The organism is Mesorhizobium sp. M3A.F.Ca.ET.080.04.2.1, assembly GCF_003952525.1.
GTDB lineage: Bacteria > Pseudomonadota > Alphaproteobacteria > Rhizobiales > Rhizobiaceae > Mesorhizobium.
This window is the reverse complement of the sequence record NZ_CP034451.1, coordinates 252401-268307: the sequence shown is the minus strand read 5'-3', so window position 1 is coordinate 268307 and position 15907 is coordinate 252401. Positions and strand designations below refer to the sequence as shown.

Genomic DNA, 15907 nt, shown 5'->3' with positions numbered 1-15907 from the left:
GTTGGTCTAACGACCTGCCCTTGAAGGCACCTTTAGAGGTAGCCCCTTTTTCCGTCATCCTCGGCCAGCCCAGGATCTCGATCACTGGGGTCTCCGTAGCCGCCGCCGCCCGGGGTCTTTACGTCAATCCAGTCGCCTGGCCGCAGGACATAGCCTTCGCCCTTCGACAGATGCTCGGGTATCTCCGCTGTGCCACCACGAGATACGACGATCTCGTTGGGGGATCCTGGCTGTCCGCCGAGTGTCCCTGGGGGACCCTGTCGCCCATGATCCATCATGAAGGAGGCCGCTGCCGTCCCTCGCAGCAGCTTCATCCGATAGGCGACGCCGAGTCCGCCCCGAAATTTGCCCGCACCGCCGGATCCATCTCGAAGTGAGTAATGGTCGAAGATGATCGGGTAACGCTGCTCGAGCACCTCAACAGGCTGGCTCTTGGAAATGCCGATCGTTGCACAGCCATTGCTGATGCCGTCGCCATCATACCAGCCTCCGTAGCCGCCGCCGGAGAAGTAGTACATCACATAGGTTTCGCCCGTCTCGGGATCCACGCCGCCAAGGCAGAGGTTCCCGCTGGTTCCAGCGGGAGGGGCAAATATCTTGTCGGGGATGGCTGGCGCCAGGGCCAGCAGGATCGCCTCGATAATTCGCTGCGAGACTTCGGCGGCTGAACCGGCCGTCGGCCTTGGATACTCGGCGTACAGGAAGGTTCCGCGGGGCTTTTCCACTGTGATCGGACGAAAGCAGCCCGCGTTCATGGGGACATCGGGAAAGACATGTTTCAACGCAATGTAGACCGCGCTGAGCGTGGTTGCCCAGACTGTATTGAGCGGACCTGCGCAAGGTTCGCTCGAACCTTGGAAATTCACGCGAATGTCGGATCCGGCTACCTCGACATTGACGTGGATCGTAAGCGGCGCGTTGACGATGCCATCACTGTCGACCTCGGCCGCCGCTCTCCACGTACCATCGGGGATCGTTTCGATGTGAGACCGCATCAGCCGTTCGGAGCGAACTTCCAGTTCCGAGATGGCTTTGTCGACAACCTCCTCGCCATAGCGGTCCAGCAGGCTTGTGAGGCGTTTTGCGCCGGCCCCGAGTGCTGCGATCTGAGCCTTCACGTCTCCGAGGGAGTCATTCGGTACTCTGATATTGTTGAGGATTAGCTGGAGAACATCATCCTCGATCCTGCCAGCCTTCACCAGCTTTATTGGCGGGATGCGCAGCCCCTCCTGGTGAATCTCCGTCGACTTGGTGGCAAAGCCTCCTGGAACCGAACCGCCGGTATCGCGCCAGTGGCCAACATTGGACAGATAAGCCCATAGGCGCCCCTTGTAGAAGAACGGACGCACCATTCGAACGTCCATCAGATGCGATCCGCCGAGATAGGGGTCGTTCATCACCACGATATCGCCGTCTGCAAGATCGTTCCGTGATTGGATGACGGTGTTCGTGGTGACCGCAAGTTGGCCCAGGAAGATCGGCAGTCCGAGCTCGCCCTGAGCGATCATCCTGCCATCCTGGCGATGATAGATGCCGTTGGCGCGGTCGTATCCTTCGGAAATGATGGGCGAGAAGGAGGTCTTCTCATGCACCAGATCCATTTCCGTGCAGACATGCTGCAAACCCTTTTCTATGACTGTCAAAGTCACGGGGTCGACGGCGGTGCCAGCGCAGGGTGCGTCGTCGCGTTTGAGAGTTTGAGGCGTCATGGTTTCCTCCAGTGGCGACTTCAACCGTGAACATGGACGAGCAGGTTGCCGATATCGTCCACCTGCGCGGTAGCGCCCGGATCAAGAACAAAGGTGCTGTCCTGCTGTTCGATAATCGCCGGCCCCTTAATCGTTGCGCCTTCAGGCAACTTGTCGCGGTCGTAAGTGACCGCCGAGCGCCACGCCCCATCGAAGTAGACGTCACGGGACCCCTTGATGGCGTCTTGGAGCCGGCCCTGTTTCGGCTTGAAGATGCCAAAGTCGATACCTTCCCGGACACCGACCACGGTGGTGCGGACATTCGTCAACATCGGGTGCATCTCGGGAAGCGACAGGTCGTAACGGGCCAGGTACTGTTTGACGAACTCTGCCTCAAGTTCCTGCGGGTCAAATCGGGATCCGCGCATCGGAACGCGTAGTGCATGCGACTGGCCGCGGAAGAGGAGATCGAACTCATGCGAGACGTCCACGCGAACGACGCTGACTTTTTCCCGAGCCAGCAGATCGCGGCCAGCCCGCTCCTGATCTGTCAGTATCTTTTGGATTGACGCACGGTCGAGGCCTCCGAGTGCTTCATTGACCCCCTGAACGAAGTCATGACGAACGTCGGCTAGCACGCAGCCCAGGGCCGAATTGAGCCCCGGATAGCGTGGTACCAGAACGCGCGGGATGTTCAGGTCTCGAGCGATGGAGACGGCATGGAGCGGTCCGGCGCCGCCGAAGGGCATGAGCGCGAAATCGCGCGGATCATGTCCCTTCTCGATCAGGACCAGCCGGATCGCGCCGGCAAGCTCAGCATTCGCGACTTCCAGGATCGCCGCTGCTGTCCTGCATGCATCCATGCCAAGGATATGTCCGATCCTGCTCTCAAATGTCGTCGCGATCTTGTCGAGCGGCGCCTCTTTCGACGAGCCGGTGATCGCCCGCGGATTTAATCGTCCTAACAGGAAATTGGCGTCGGTTATCGTCGGCTCGGTGCCACCTCTGCCGAAGCCTATCGGGCCGGGGAACGAGGCAGCGCTTTCGGGGCCGACGCGGATCATCCCGGCCTTGTCGAGGCGCGCGATGCTGCCGCCGCCAGCCCCCACTGTGTGGATGTCTATCATCGGGATACGAATTGGAACGGCATAGGCCAGTTCCTTTTCAGCTGATATGATCGGTTCGCCGTTGGCGACGATCGCGACGTCGAAGCTCGTGCCGCCCATGTCCCCCGTCACGACGTTGTCGATCCCCGCCCGCTTTGCAATTGCGGAGGCCGCCAGCACGCCGGCAGCCGGGCCTGACATGACCGTCTGCACGGCATGCCGGGCGACCAGTGAGGAGGCCATCATGCCGCCATTTGCCTGCATCACGAGCAGTTCGTTCTTGAATCCACTCTTTTTCAATTCCGAGGCCACGTCAGAGATGTAGCGGCTGACCACGGGGCCGATCGATGCGTGAATAGCCACCGTGCTCGATCGCTCGAATTCCCGCATCTCACGGATGATTTCGTGGCTTGCCACCACATGCTCGTTTGGCCAGAGGTCCCTGACGATTTGCGCAGCTCGTGCCTCGTGTTTGTCGTTGGCGTAGGAATGCAGGAAGATCACTACGATCGCTTCCGCTCCCATGTCGAGCAGGCGGCGCGTCGTGGCACGTACCGCCTCTTCATCCAACGCAATCACTATATTTCCATGGGAATCAATGCGTTCCGGCACCTCGAGGCGGAACTCTCGATTGATCAAAGGGCGGAAATTTCCAGATAGGCCGTAGGCGTAGGGTCGAGTCCGACGCCCGATCTCCAGGACGTCGCGAAACCCTTTTGTCGTTATCAAACCGCAGCGCGCGCCCTTGCGCTCCAGCACGGCATTCGTGCCGGCAGTTGTGCCGTGGATGAGCCAGTCGATGGCTGCCGGTTGCACGCCGAGCTCATCGAGACCCTGGAGGAAACCTTGCGATCGGTTGTCCACCGTGGTCGGCACCTTTGCCGTGTGGAACGTCAGCTTGTCCGTGTCCATCATGAACAGGTCGGTGAAGGTGCCGCCTACATCAACGCCAACGCTAATGCCCATAATCCATCCAATGCAATTGGCATGTTCCGAAAATCGGAACTTAATCCTATTTAATGGCAATAGAGACTGTTGGGAGGCGCTTGTCAAGAATGCTTCGGTGGAATCAGTTGTGGCAGCAGCCTCAGCTTCTGCGGCTCCCTCACGCAGCGGCAGCCCGTTTGACAACGCGGAAAAGCTGTGATCGTATGTCATTTACTGGGACATAGTCTCAGTTTTCGGGACAACGGGAGAACAGAAAAATGGGGAACTTTCGAGCCCTCCTAGGGCTAGCTGTTTGCGGCGTAATGGCATCATTGATGACGACGGCTGCTTTTGCTCAGGACAAAGAGCCGATCAAGATCGGATTTGTGACTGGATTGTCGGGTTGGCTGGCGGCCTATGATGACAATCCCCACAAAGCGGCAATCCTGAAGATTGAGGAGATCAACAAGGCGGGCGGGCTGCTGGGTCGGCAGATCGAGTACAAGGTTCTTGATATGAAGACAGATCTCGCCCTGTCTGGTTCCACCGCCAGCGAATTGGTCAGCTGGGGTGCAAATATGATGATTGTGCCGCCAGACTATGACTATGGTTCACCCGCAGCCCTCATCGCTCAGAACGCCGGCCTGGTTGCGATTTCCACTGGGGCCAGTGACCCGAAGATGGGGGTGCAAGGAGTGGGCCCATACGTATTCACAGCCCACACCGCCGGGCAAACCGCAGGGATAGTCATGGCCGAATATGGCCAAGCCAAGCTTGGTCTTAAGAGCGCTTTCATCCTTGAAGACGTTTCGATCGAAGCGACCAAGTCTTCATGTGCGGGCTTCGCAAATGCTTGGGAGCGCAAAGGCGGGACCATTGTTGATCGGGACACTTTCAAGAACGACGATCCCTCGATCTCGGCCCAGATCACGCGCATCAAGGGATTGCACAAGCAGCCAGATGCCATCTTCCTGTGCAGCTACACCCCAGGCGGTGCATCGGCGGTGCGTCAGCTTCGTGCGGCCGGCATAGACACCGTGATCTTGTCGGACACCGGTATGAGCGGGAATTCTTGGCTGAACGCGGTTCCGAACCTGAAGGATTTTTATCTGCCTTCCATCATGTCACTCAACGATGATCCGAGGCCAGAGATTAACAAGTTTCTCGAGGCCTACAGCGCACGCTGGGGACAGAAGCCGGAGACGGAGTTCTCCGTACTCGGCTATTGCGCGATCGAGCAATGGGCAAGCGCTGTTCAAAAGGCGAACGCCATCGACAGCCAGCCCGTTGTTGATGTGATGAACAACTTCAAGGACGAGCCCACCACGTGCGGGCCTACCTCCTATACCAGCGAAATCCACATTCAGGTCAATCGTCCACAGTTGATCATGAAGGTCGAGAACGGGGTCTTCAAGGCGGTGGAGAGCTACCGGAATGATTTCGTTCCGGACCTGAACATGCTGCTTCGCAAATCGAAGTAACGGTGTCGAGTGACGCGCGGCCCTCCGGTCGCGCGTTCCCATCCAACAGATGCTGCCATGACAGGTGATGATCCAGCAGTGACCTGCTGTGGTTGTGGCCACGCTGATCGTTTTTGAGGAATATATCGATGAAAGCAGTTAGGTTTTACGCAGCCAAGGACGTCAGGGTCGACGATGTGCCCGCGCCTTCGGAGATCGGCCCAAGCCAGGTTCTGATAAAGAGCTCACTTTGCGGCATATGTGGCACTGACTTGCATGAGTATCTTGACGGACCGCATTGGACGCCGAAGGTACGAAACCCCTATAGCGGTGCCGAACTCCCGCAAATATTGGGCCATGAATTCTCCGCCCAAGTCATTGAAGTAGGCAAGGATGTCGCAACCGTTCAGGCAGGCGACCGCATTTCCATTCAGCCCATGATTGGCCCGCCCACGGACTATTTCGGGCGCAGAGGACTTTATCACTTCAGTCCGCTGTGTTCGTCCGTTGGACTGGGCTGGCCCTGGGGCGGTATGGCCGAATACGCGGTGGTAAATGACTACAACGCAATTCCTTTGCCTGATGACGTCACGGATGAGCAAGGAGCGCTCATTGAGCCGGCCGCAGTCGCAGTGCAGGCCGTAGATCTTGGTGGCGTGCGCTCGGGCGACACTGTTCTTGTAACTGGCGGCGGTCCGATTGGCGTTCTTGTGGCGATGGCCGCAAGGGCCGCTGGCGCTGCGCAAGTCATTATCAGCGAGCCGAGTCTGGGCCGCCGGGGAAAGCTTGCTTCGCTGGCCGTGGCGGACCTCATCATTGATCCGACCGAAAGCGGCTTTGTCGAAGCTGTCCGTGCGGAAACGACCGAGAACGTTGGCGTGGATGTCGCGATCGAATGCTCGGGAAACCCTCGTGCGTTCAATCAGTGCACTGAGGTCACGCGTGCCTTGGGTTCGGTCGTCATCACCGGCGTGGTCCATGGCGGAGCGAATGTGGATCCGTTCCAGTGGCTACTCAAGGGCCTGACCGTTCGGGCTTCTCTCGCCTATTCGAAGGATATGTGGCCGCGCATCATCGCAATGATCCGCTCGGGCAATTTCCCTGTAGAGAAGTTGATTGACGGTACTATCAGCGCGGATCGAATCCTCGACGATGGTTTCCGTCGCCTGCTTGATCCAAAGGAATCGCTGCTCAAGATCTTGGTCAAGACCTGAACCGAATGTTCGCGCCGGTGCCGCGGGAGCTGTCATATGGTTGGTGGCCCTGATTGTGCGAGCAACTGCCAGCCGTGATACCGGACGAAAACCGGTGACCTTGCTGAATTCAATCGCACGTCGCGCTTTCGAGCTCGGAGAAGACAATGCAATACAGGAACATGGGTCGAAGCGGCCTGAAAGTCTCTGCGCTGAGCATGGGGACATTGTCCTTCGGCGAAGCCCATGGAGTTGCTGAAGCACGTCGCATGGTGGACGTCTGTCTCGATGGCGGCGTCAATATGTTCGACACCGCGAACATGTACAACAACGGTCGATCGGAGGAAGTCCTGGGAGAAGTGTTGGACGGCCGACGCAACCAGGTTTTGATCACGTCCAAGGCGCGGATGCGGGTTGGCGATGGCGCCAATGACGAGGGTGGGTCGCGCTACCACATTGTCCGAGAGTGCGAGCGCAGCCTGAAGCGGTTGCGCACGGATTACATAGATCTGTTTTTGATGCACGAATGGGACGGATCGACGCCACTGGAAGAGACAATCGAGGCCCTCGACGCGCTCGTGCGGCACGGGAAGGTTCGTTATATAGGGTGCTCAAATTACTCTGGGTGGCATTTGATGAAGGCACTGCATATTGCGGATACTAAGATGCAGTCGCGCTTCATCGCCCAGCAGATTCACTACACGCTCGAAGCCAGGGAGGCGGAGTACGAACTGCTGCCGATTGCAATCGACCAGGGGGTTGGCGTGATGGTGTGGAGCCCTTTGACGTCCGGCCTTCTCTCGGGCTTTTTCAGTCGTGAGTCGCCGCCCGACTGGAGCGGTCCGAACCCTGCGTGGAGTGGACCTCCCATTCGCGACAAAGGGCGGCTATGGCGCATTGTCGATGTAATTACGGATATCGCAGGCGCGCGCGGCATACCGATGTCACATGTGGCTTTGGCCTGGGTCCTCGCAAGACCGGGCGTGGCTTCAGTTGTAACTGGTGGGCTCACCGAGGAGCATTTTCGGGAAAACATCGCGGCTGTCGACGTGGCATTGAGCGACCAGGAACTTGAGCTGCTCAACGAGATCAGCCGGCTGCCATATATCTACCCTTACTGGCATCAGCGAAAATTCGCTGCCGATCTGCTTGGCCCCGCGGACTGGGCACTGCATTCTAGTTTCTGAATGCGCAGGATCAAATTTGTCGTCACCTGGCTTGACGATCTGCAGCTCGATCGAGCTTGCAGTCCTGTTCGACCAATTGGTAATCCGGCGAGAGCCCAAACGATCAGGAGGCGTCCGCGCTGTCGAAGCCGAAATATGCTGCGTTGACGGCCCGTCCGTCGCGGAGCTTGTCTGGGGTACCCTCAAGGACGACTCTGCCGTTGCGAACGACATAGATGCGTGAAGCGAGATCCATGATCCTTCCCGTCGACTGTTCGACGATGAGCAAAGTCAGGCCGGTCCGGTTCAGCTTCCGCAGACTTTCATAGACCTGGTCGATGACCAGAGGCGCCAACCCTAGCGAGGGTTCATCAATCATCAGCAGGGAAGGGCGCTGCAGAATGGACCGGGCGATGGCGAGCTGCTGTTGTTCGCCGCCCGAAAGATATCCCGCAATGCCGGTGAAGCGTTCTCGGAGGATGGGAAAGGTATCGAGAACGCTTTCCAGATCCGCACGTACCTCCGCGGAATTCTTCCTGATCATAGAGCCGACGCGCAGGTTCTCCTGGACTGTTAACGTCTTAAAGATGTGGCGACCTTCCGGAATCAACGTCAGCCCGCCGCGGCATAATTCCTCCGGAGGTTTCCCGTCGATCCTGCGGCCGCGAAATGTGATTTCGCCGGCGGTCGGCGTCATGAGACCGCATATGGTCTTCAGCAGCGTCGACTTTCCAGCTCCGTTCGGTCCGACAACGAAAACGATCTCACCCTCGTTGACCGTCAGGTCTACTTCCTTGAGAGCCGTAAGCCGGCCATAGCCGGCGACCACTTGTTTGACGCTAAGCACCAGAACCTCCCGGCTTCGGCAGGACGGGCCCCGTATCCCGGGGAGCGGGCCAACCTCAGCATATCCAAAGAACCGAAAAACAGTACGTCATCTTGTTTTTCGGCATTGTGCATGACGGAGGAGCCTTGTCAAATGCCCAGAGGGCGTGTGTTTAGTCCGATCATCATGTCCATTACGATTTACCCTTCTTCTGAGTTGACTTGGCAACATTTCACGACATACTCGCAATAAGCTGAATTGTGTCCCGAAATATGGAACTGATCCGATTGGGGCGACAGCTGACAAATTTACCAGGGCAAGTGAGAAAGAGGAAAAAATGGGAGCCACTACGACCCGCGAAATCGCCGAATTCGTTCGAGCGACATCTCTCGCGAACATGCCGACCGCGGTGGTCGATTACGCGAAACTGCTTGGCCTTAGTCATGTCGGGATGAACGTAGCCGGCACGAGGATGAAGGTTGGCAAAACAGTAATCGGTTACGTACAGAGCAAGGGCGGTCACAACGAGGCGGGCGTATTTGGCGCCGGCTTCCGCGCCCCCGTCGAGTATGCGACGATCGCCAATGCCAACTCCGCTCACGCCACAGAATTGGAAGACGATAGCTTCCCTGAAACGATGTATTCGTGCGGTCACTGGCCCGCTGTCTTCGCACTCAGCGAAAAATACAAGCTCTCCGGGGATCGGCTGTTGGAGGCGCTTATTCTTGGCTACGAAGTGGCTGCGCAGCTCGGCTTGGCCTTTGATCGCGGAATGAAGAAGGGCTGGGCGAGCTGGGCCGCTCTGGGCACCATCGGTAACGCCGTTGCTGCATCAAAGTTGATGGACCTCGACGTTGACCAGACCACGGCGGCGATCAGCCTCGCGGTTTCGCAATCGGCTGGTCTGCTGAAGCAGACCGGTAGCGGCGCACACATCATTGAGGCGGGCTTTGCCGGCCGTAACGGCATCTGTTCGGCTGAACTGGCATCGCTGGGCTATGTCGGGCAGCCCGATATCCTGGAAGGAACGCATGGCTTCGGCGAACTTTGGGCCGATACACCGACCTTTGACCTGGACCTGGGTGCCGACTACCGCATTTATCACGTTGGCATCAAGAAATACCCGTGCTGCTTCTTCAAGCACCGCAACATGGATGGCCTTCTGGAACTGATCCGTGAGCATGGCCTGCGTTGGGACGATGTCGAAAGCGTCGATCACGGCATCAACGTGACGCACTCCCAGATTTTGAAGTACGACCAGCCAGACAGCGCCGAGCAGGCTCGCTTCAGCCTGTCTCACGCCACCGTGGCATGCTTCTTTGAAAAGTCCGTCTTTTTGAGCAGCTTCTCTGATGAAAAAGCCGTGGACCCCAGGTGGCAGGAGGCCAGGAACAAGGTCTCAGTGACCGTTCATAAGGATTGGCCGAAGGGAGGCGTAGAGGCCTTTGATAGCCCTATTACGGTCAAAATGAAGGATGGCCGCGTATTCGAGAAACTGGTCCATGACTCGCCCGGTGAACCCGCCAACAGCCGTTTCGGCTCGAAGGAAGTCATCGCCAAGTTTCAAAAGTGCCTCGATTTCGCCGCGCTCTACTCCGCAGACGAGATCAAAGGCATCGAACGGCAGATGCTTGAGCTGGATCAGGTTCGCGATCTCACAGGCCTTGTTGAGACCTTGACCTTCCCGAGGCGGCTGAACGCCTGAACGTGTTGTCTATGCAAGCCAGCCGCGTCCACTTGCGAGGGAAAGACATTCGGCAATGCCAACGATAATCACTTGTGCCGTCACGGGTGGGGACGATTCCGCTCAACGCCATCCGCAAGTCCCGGTCACTCCGCGCCAAATTGCGGACGCGGCCATTGAGGCCGCACAGGCAGGAGCCGCGATCGCGCATATTCATGTGCGCGATCCGGCGACCGGCAAAGCGAGCATGAATCTTGATCTCTACCGTGAGGTCGTGGATCGTGTTCGTGACGCGAAAACCGATGTCGTCATCAACCTTACGACCGGCCCCGGCGGGCGGTTCGTCCCTAGCCTTGAGCAGCTCAACGGTTTCGAGGCAGGTTCAAATGTGAGGCCACCCGCCGAGCGGGTTCGGCACATCGTGGAGCTGAAGCCAGAAATATGCAGTCTGGATATGGGATCCTTGAATTTCGGCAAGGGAGCCCTGATCAACACGCCAGCTCAAATTGAGCTCATCGCCGCCAGCATTCGGCAGGCAGGGGTAAGACCAGAACTGGAGATATTCGAGCCTGGGCATCTCGCCTTGGCCGTTAAAATGATGGCGTCCGGTTCCATACCCTCGGATAGCTTCCTTCAGTTCGCTCTTGGCGTTCCTTGGGGCGCCCCGGCAAGCGCCCAGATGCTGTCATATTTCATGGGCGCAATACCACACGGGATGCAGTGGTCGGCCTTCGGCGTAGGTCGCGCGGAGTTTCCAATGGTCGCCCAGGCCTTCATTATGGGGGACATACGCGTGTGGGGCTGGAGGACAATTTCTATCTGGACAAAGGTGTCGAGGCGACATCGAATACTCAACTGGTGGAGAAAGCTGTAAGCATTATCCGTCTGCTCGGCGGCGAGCCGGCAACCGCTGCAGAAGCTCGCACGATCCTTGGGCTGAAGCATTGATTGCTCCGATGGGACACTGGTGGATGTCGACTATTTGTTGACCAAGCCGTGTTCACGGGTGCCGTCGATCTCAGGTCTCATCGGAGCATCCCGTCGTGCCCGTTCTGCGATCGTCACCTGGACGGAATTGATCCATACAAACGCCCAGCCATTTGCGGCGGTCGGGCCAGGAATGCGGGCTAGCGTGCCCAGGGCATTTCCCGTACGGGGTCTTCGGCAGTGACGGCTGTGGACGGAAGGATGAAATGAAGACCTATTCAATCGCCACCATTCCCGGTGACGGCATCGGGACCAGCGTGACAGAGGCTGCTTGGGCAGTCCTGGAAAAAGCGGCGGGCGGCGAGTTCCGGCTCGAAGGTAAGACGTTCCCCTGGTCCTGCGCATTCTACAAACAGACGGGCGCGATGATGCCCGCGGACGGGATCGAGATCTTGCGTGACTTCGACGCCATATTGCTGGGAGCAGTCGGCTGGCCGGCTGAAGTGCCGGACTCCGTATCGCTCCACGGGCTGTTGCTGCCTATCCGTAAGGCCTTCGTGCAATATGCCAACATTCGGCCGCACCGCCTCCTGCCGGGCGTGACTGGCCCGTTGCGGGCCGAGGGTTTCGACATTTTGTGCATTCGTGAGAACACCGAAGGCGAATATAGCGGTGCCGGCGGGCGCCTGCATCAAGGCACGACCGGCGAGGTGGCGGTGGAAACGTCCATCTTCACCCGTGCCGGCGTCGAGCGCATCCTGCGCTTCGGCTTCGCGCAGGCCCGCATGCGTCGCGGCAAGCTTGCCTCCGTAACCAAGTCCAACGCGCAGAAATTTTCGATGGTGTTTTGGGACGAGGTCACCCGGCTGCTATCAGCTGAATATCCCGACGTCGAGGTGACGAGCTATCATGTCGACGCCATGGCCGCGCGCATGGTGATGGCGCCCGAAAGCCTCGACGTCGTGGTCGCATCCAACCTGTTCGGCGATATCCTTACCGACCTTGGCGCGGCCATTCAGGGCGGGTTGGGTTTTGCTGCCTCCGCCAACATCAATCCTGACCGCACTGCGCCATCGATGTTTGAACCGGTGCATGGTTCGGCGCCCGATATTGCCCATCTTGGCATCGCCAATCCAATCGCCGCGATTTGGTCGGGGGCCATGATGCTCGACCATCTGGGCGAACACGCCGGTGCGGGACGGGTCATGGCAGCTATCGAGAAAACCACCGCGCAAGGCGTCGGTGTCGTTCCGGGGCGTCACAAGACCGATGCCATCACCGCCACGGTTCTGGCCGCGCTCGACTGACGGGGAGGGGGAGATGGACGTGACGAACAACATATATGGCGGCCTGCTGGTCCAGGCTGGATTGATCGACGGGCAGTGGACGGGGGCGGCGTCCAGCCGGACCGTCGATGTCATGAACCCGGCCACGCAGGAAACGATCGGCACCGTACCTGACATGGAGCGGGCCGAAACGCGCGCCGCAGTCGAGGCCGCTGCGCGGGCCTTCGGGCCGTGGAAAAAGAAAACCCACGCCGAGCGTGCCGCCCTTCTAGAAGCATGGCACAAGCTCATGCTCGAGAACCTCGAAAACCTGGCGCAGATCCTTACGCTGGAGCAGGGTAAGCCGCTCGACGAGGCGCGTGGCGAGATCCGCTACGGCGCATCCTTTGTCAAATGGTTCGCGGAAGAGGCGCGGCGCATCGGCGGGCATACGATTCCCTCACCGACGCCCGATCGCCGCATCGTGGTGGTGAAGGAGGCGGTGGGCGTCTGCGGGATCATTACGCCGTGGAATTTTCCGAACGCCATGATCACGCGTAAAGTCGCCCCGGCACTCGCCGCCGGCTGCACGGTTGTGATTAAGCCGTCCGAGCTCACCCCCTATTCCGCCATCGCCCTTGGTGTTCTGGCCGAAAGGGCAGGGATGCCCGCCGGTGTCGTCAACGTTGTCACCGGCATGCCAAACGAGATCGGCAACGAACTGATGCAGAACGAAGCCGTGCGCAAACTTTCCTTCACCGGATCAACGCGTGTCGGGTCGCTGCTAATGCGTGGAGCGGCGGACAGTGTAAAGCGGCTCTCTCTGGAGCTCGGCGGCAATGCGCCATTCATAGTCTTCGACGATGCGGATCTCGATGCCGCAGTCGAGGGTGCGATCATTTCCAAGTTCCGCAACGGCGGCCAGACCTGCGTGTGCGCCAACCGTATACTGGTGCAGGCCGGCGTCTATGACGCCTTCGCGGAGAAGTTGACCGCCCGCGTGAACGCCATGACGGTCGGAAACGGCATGCAGCCAGGCGTTTCCATTGGCCCGATGATTAACGAGGCCGCGGTCGACAAGATCAGCCGCCACCTCCAAGACGCGCTCGCCAAGGGAGCGAAGATCGTCACCCGGCGGCACGCCCTGCCGACCGGCCCCCAATATGTGGCGCCGCAGGTTCTGACCGGCGCGACGACCGAGATGCTGCTCGCGAACGAGGAGACCTTCGGCCCGGTAGCGCCGCTCTTTCGCTTCGAAACGGAGGAGGAGGCGATCGCGATCGCTAACGGCACGCCCTTCGGGCTTGCCTCCTATTTCTATACCGAAAGCCTTAGGCGCGCCTGGCGCGTCGGCGAGGCGCTCGAATTCGGCATGGTCGGTTTGAACACAGGCCTGATCTCGACCGAGGTCGCGCCGTTCGGAGGTGTCAAGCAGTCCGGCCTCGGCCGCGAGGGTGCGCAGCTTGGTATTGAAGAATATCTTGAAATCAAGACCTTCCATATGGGCGGCCTTAACTGAGGCCGTCCATAAGTCCTCTATGAACAAGGGATGCCTTGCCGGCACTTGGCCAGGATCATGCGCTACCGAAGACGGTGCCGATCCGCTGAGACCCGGATTCGTGGCGACGTCGACGCTGTTTCCGCTGGTCGACCTTCATCAGATGGAACGGGATCTCTCAACCTCCGGCTGGCTCGCCGGGCTTCCTCTGCTTGAGGCCTAAAGCGGGCGAGCCTTGGCCACGTGAAAGCCGAAGGTCTGGCGACGCTCGTTATGTGCAGATCGTGTCCCCGCAACCAATTTTATCATAAATCAATTACCGTCCCGGTCTAACCGGGGCGGTTTTTTGCGTTCAGGAAGGGCACGCAATCGCCGTCGCGGCCGCCGGGCGTACCGAAGCATTTCGCCGCTCTGGTTTCGAGCCGAGCAAAAGAGCCCTGATGATTCCCTTCGACACTGTACTCGTCCACCTCCGCGGCCACCGGTCAGCCGTCGACGCCAAGCAACTCACGCACGCGCTCGTTGAGCACGAGAAGGAACGCCCGGCTGCCAGGCTGCGCTCGTTAATCGGAGAGATCATGCTGACGCCCGGGGACAAGCCTGGGGAGGCTCGTGCCATCTGCGGTCCCGCTCTTCGGCATCGTCCTCGAACTCGGCAAGGCGAACCCGGCACACCCTGGAAGCTTCGATCCGCCTTCTGGCTGCGGATCGGCCTATGGGGCTTGACGACTTAGGAGAGCTTCCTGAGAAGGAAATCGAAGAACCGATCCTCGTCGGCGCGGGCAACATTGATCCTGATGCCGGCGGCCATCGGGTTCTGCTTGTTCAGACAGAAGACGCTGCCGGGGGCGATGAAGATCCCTTTCTGCGCCCCCAGTCTTGCCAGCTCGATATCGTTGATCCCCTGGGGCAACATCAAATAAAGGTAATACCCTCCACCATTCCCGGAGAAGATCGAATGCCCGGACCGGGCGAGGGCGCCATGAACCCGATTGGCGGCGGCCTCGATCCGTTGGCCAAGGCGCTTCAGATGGCGATCGTAATGTCCGTCGGACGCCACCCGGTGCAGCAGCCGCTCGACATGACCTGAGCTGTTGACCGTCGTCAGCATTTTGAGCTCGGCAAGCGCCGCGATCTTGTCTGCATGCCCAGCAATGTGACCCGAACGCAAGCTGGCCGACAATGTTTTCGAAAACGTGCCGATCGAGATCACATGGTTGAGTTGATCGAGCGTGGCAAGCCTGTTGGGCGGCGTCGGCGACAGGTCCGCGAACGGATCGTCTTCGACGATCGTTACATTGTGCCTGGCCGCTACCGTGAGGATCGAGTGCGCGACCGACAGGCTGATGCTGCCGCCGGTCGGGTTGTGCCCGATCGATTGCGTGATGAACAGTTTCGGCCGCTCCGTGGCGGCCTTGCCGGCAAAATCTTCGGCATCCGGTCCGTCGGGGAGCCGCCGGACGCCGACGACACGGACCTGAGCGAGCTTGAGCTTTGCAAACAGCGGATAATAGCCTGGCTCGTCGACCAGAACGACGTCGCCAGGCGTCAGGAAGGCCCTGATCACCAGGTCGAGCGCGTGATTGGCGCCGAAGGTGAGGATGATGTTCTTCTCGGACGCCTGGATATGCTGCTTTTCCAGCCGCCTGGCAATCTGCTGCCGCAGCGGCGGGAAGCCCCATGCGGAGCCATAGCCGTCCGTGCTGGAGGACGGCCCTCTGCCCACGAGGCCGAGATGACGCCGGATTTCGGACTCCTCGGTCCACGAGGCGGGCGGGCGGCCGTCGCCAACCCTGATCTCGAAGCTCTCTTCCAGCTGCGCGTTGAGCAGCGACACGATGTCGACCGCTTCGGACAGATGCTTGGGCCGGCCTGCCGTCGGCTGCGCGGACTTGGCGACCACGAAGCCCGACCGCGGCTTGGACACGATGTAACCGGCGGCCGCGAGGCGTTCATACGCCTCGACGATGGTGTTTTTCGAAACGGCGTATTCACGTGCCGCGTTGCGGATCGAGGGCAGCTTGCTGCCAGGAACGCGATCCCCCGACTGGATCTGCTCGATCAGCCGCGCCGTGACATTTTCCACCAGGGTGACGGCGCCTTGTCTTTCGCCTGAAGCAGCCATCTGCAGATCCCTCTTGTGGGTACAGATAAAGACAATTTCTCA

12 protein-coding genes are annotated in these 15907 nt (G+C 59.4%); 8 read left to right on the top strand and 4 right to left on the bottom strand.

The window, feature by feature from the left end:
* Nucleotides 1–32 precede the first annotated feature (32 nt).
* Both EJ074_RS01185 and EJ074_RS01180 read right to left on the bottom strand, forming a co-directional pair.
* Nucleotides 33–1709: a hydantoinase B/oxoprolinase family protein gene (locus EJ074_RS01185; protein ID WP_129552650.1), complete on the bottom strand. Its 1677-nt coding sequence runs from the start codon at nucleotides 1707–1709 to the stop codon at nucleotides 33–35.
* 20 nt (nucleotides 1710–1729) lie between these two features.
* On the bottom strand, nucleotides 1730–3760 hold the full coding sequence (locus tag EJ074_RS01180) for a hydantoinase/oxoprolinase family protein (protein ID WP_129552649.1): 2031 nt from the start codon (nucleotides 3758–3760) through the stop codon (nucleotides 1730–1732).
* Between the two features lie 296 nt (nucleotides 3761–4056).
* On the opposite strand from EJ074_RS01180, the gene EJ074_RS01175 reads away from it, so the two are divergent.
* From EJ074_RS01175 to EJ074_RS01165, 3 genes are all read left to right on the top strand, one after another.
* A complete protein-coding gene (locus EJ074_RS01175) occupies nucleotides 4057–5202 on the top strand; it encodes an ABC transporter substrate-binding protein (RefSeq protein WP_245420362.1) in 1146 nt (381 codons plus the stop codon).
* Between the two features lie 128 nt (nucleotides 5203–5330).
* A complete protein-coding gene (locus EJ074_RS01170; protein ID WP_129552647.1) occupies nucleotides 5331–6395 on the top strand; it encodes a 2,3-butanediol dehydrogenase in 1065 nt (354 codons plus the stop codon).
* Between the two features lie 146 nt (nucleotides 6396–6541).
* Nucleotides 6542–7561, top strand: a complete 1020-nt coding sequence (locus EJ074_RS01165) for an aldo/keto reductase (RefSeq protein WP_129552646.1) — start codon at nucleotides 6542–6544, stop codon at nucleotides 7559–7561.
* Between the two features lie 103 nt (nucleotides 7562–7664).
* On the opposite strand, the gene EJ074_RS01160 is transcribed toward EJ074_RS01165, so the two are convergent.
* Nucleotides 7665–8387, bottom strand: coding sequence for an ABC transporter ATP-binding protein (locus EJ074_RS01160; protein WP_129552645.1), 723 nt, complete (start codon nucleotides 8385–8387; stop codon nucleotides 7665–7667).
* A gap of 316 nt (nucleotides 8388–8703) precedes the next feature.
* Here EJ074_RS01160 and EJ074_RS01155 point away from each other — a divergent pair, with 316 nt between their 5' ends.
* From EJ074_RS01155 to EJ074_RS01140, 5 genes are all read left to right on the top strand, one after another.
* Nucleotides 8704–10071 (top strand): MmgE/PrpD family protein, encoded by a 1368-nt coding sequence (locus EJ074_RS01155; protein WP_129552644.1) that lies wholly within the window; start codon nucleotides 8704–8706, stop codon nucleotides 10069–10071.
* A gap of 55 nt (nucleotides 10072–10126) precedes the next feature.
* Nucleotides 10127–10924: a 3-keto-5-aminohexanoate cleavage protein gene (locus tag EJ074_RS01150; RefSeq protein WP_348626984.1), complete on the top strand. Its 798-nt coding sequence runs from the start codon at nucleotides 10127–10129 to the stop codon at nucleotides 10922–10924.
* Nucleotides 10870–10998, top strand: coding sequence for a 3-keto-5-aminohexanoate cleavage protein (locus EJ074_RS30705; protein ID WP_348627016.1), 129 nt, complete (start codon nucleotides 10870–10872; stop codon nucleotides 10996–10998). The genes EJ074_RS01150 and EJ074_RS30705 overlap by 55 nt, the downstream gene beginning before the upstream one ends.
* A 245-nt stretch (nucleotides 10999–11243) precedes the next feature.
* Nucleotides 11244–12284: a tartrate dehydrogenase gene (locus EJ074_RS01145; RefSeq protein WP_129553967.1), complete on the top strand. Its 1041-nt coding sequence runs from the start codon at nucleotides 11244–11246 to the stop codon at nucleotides 12282–12284.
* Nucleotides 12285–12297: 13 nt separating this feature from the next.
* On the top strand, nucleotides 12298–13761 hold the full coding sequence (locus EJ074_RS01140; protein ID WP_129552643.1) for an NAD-dependent succinate-semialdehyde dehydrogenase: 1464 nt from the start codon (nucleotides 12298–12300) through the stop codon (nucleotides 13759–13761).
* A 709-nt stretch (nucleotides 13762–14470) separates the two neighbouring features.
* Here the strand turns inward: EJ074_RS01140 and EJ074_RS01135 are convergent.
* Entirely contained in the window at nucleotides 14471–15865 is a 1395-nt protein-coding gene (locus EJ074_RS01135) for a PLP-dependent aminotransferase family protein (RefSeq protein ID WP_129552642.1), read from the bottom strand.
* Between the last annotated feature and the right edge of the window lie 42 nt (nucleotides 15866–15907).

What these genes read in the sequence shown, in the direction of transcription:
- EJ074_RS01185 (WP_129552650.1), bottom strand. Translation starts at nt 1,709, where the DNA reads ATGACGCCTCAAACTCTCAAACGCGACGACGCACCCTGCGCTGGCACC.
- EJ074_RS01180 (WP_129552649.1), bottom strand. Translation starts at nt 3,760, where the DNA reads ATGGGCATTAGCGTTGGCGTTGATGTAGGCGGCACCTTCACCGACCTG.
- EJ074_RS01175 (WP_245420362.1), top strand. Translation starts at nt 4,057, where the DNA reads ATGACGACGGCTGCTTTTGCTCAGGACAAAGAGCCGATCAAGATCGGA.
- EJ074_RS01170 (WP_129552647.1), top strand. Translation starts at nt 5,331, where the DNA reads ATGAAAGCAGTTAGGTTTTACGCAGCCAAGGACGTCAGGGTCGACGAT.
- EJ074_RS01165 (WP_129552646.1), top strand. Translation starts at nt 6,542, where the DNA reads ATGCAATACAGGAACATGGGTCGAAGCGGCCTGAAAGTCTCTGCGCTG.
- EJ074_RS01155 (WP_129552644.1), top strand. Translation starts at nt 8,704, where the DNA reads ATGGGAGCCACTACGACCCGCGAAATCGCCGAATTCGTTCGAGCGACA.
- EJ074_RS01150 (WP_348626984.1), top strand. Translation starts at nt 10,127, where the DNA reads ATGCCAACGATAATCACTTGTGCCGTCACGGGTGGGGACGATTCCGCT.
- EJ074_RS01145 (WP_129553967.1), top strand. Translation starts at nt 11,244, where the DNA reads ATGAAGACCTATTCAATCGCCACCATTCCCGGTGACGGCATCGGGACC.
- EJ074_RS01140 (WP_129552643.1), top strand. Translation starts at nt 12,298, where the DNA reads ATGGACGTGACGAACAACATATATGGCGGCCTGCTGGTCCAGGCTGGA.
- EJ074_RS01135 (WP_129552642.1), bottom strand. Translation starts at nt 15,865, where the DNA reads ATGGCTGCTTCAGGCGAAAGACAAGGCGCCGTCACCCTGGTGGAAAAT.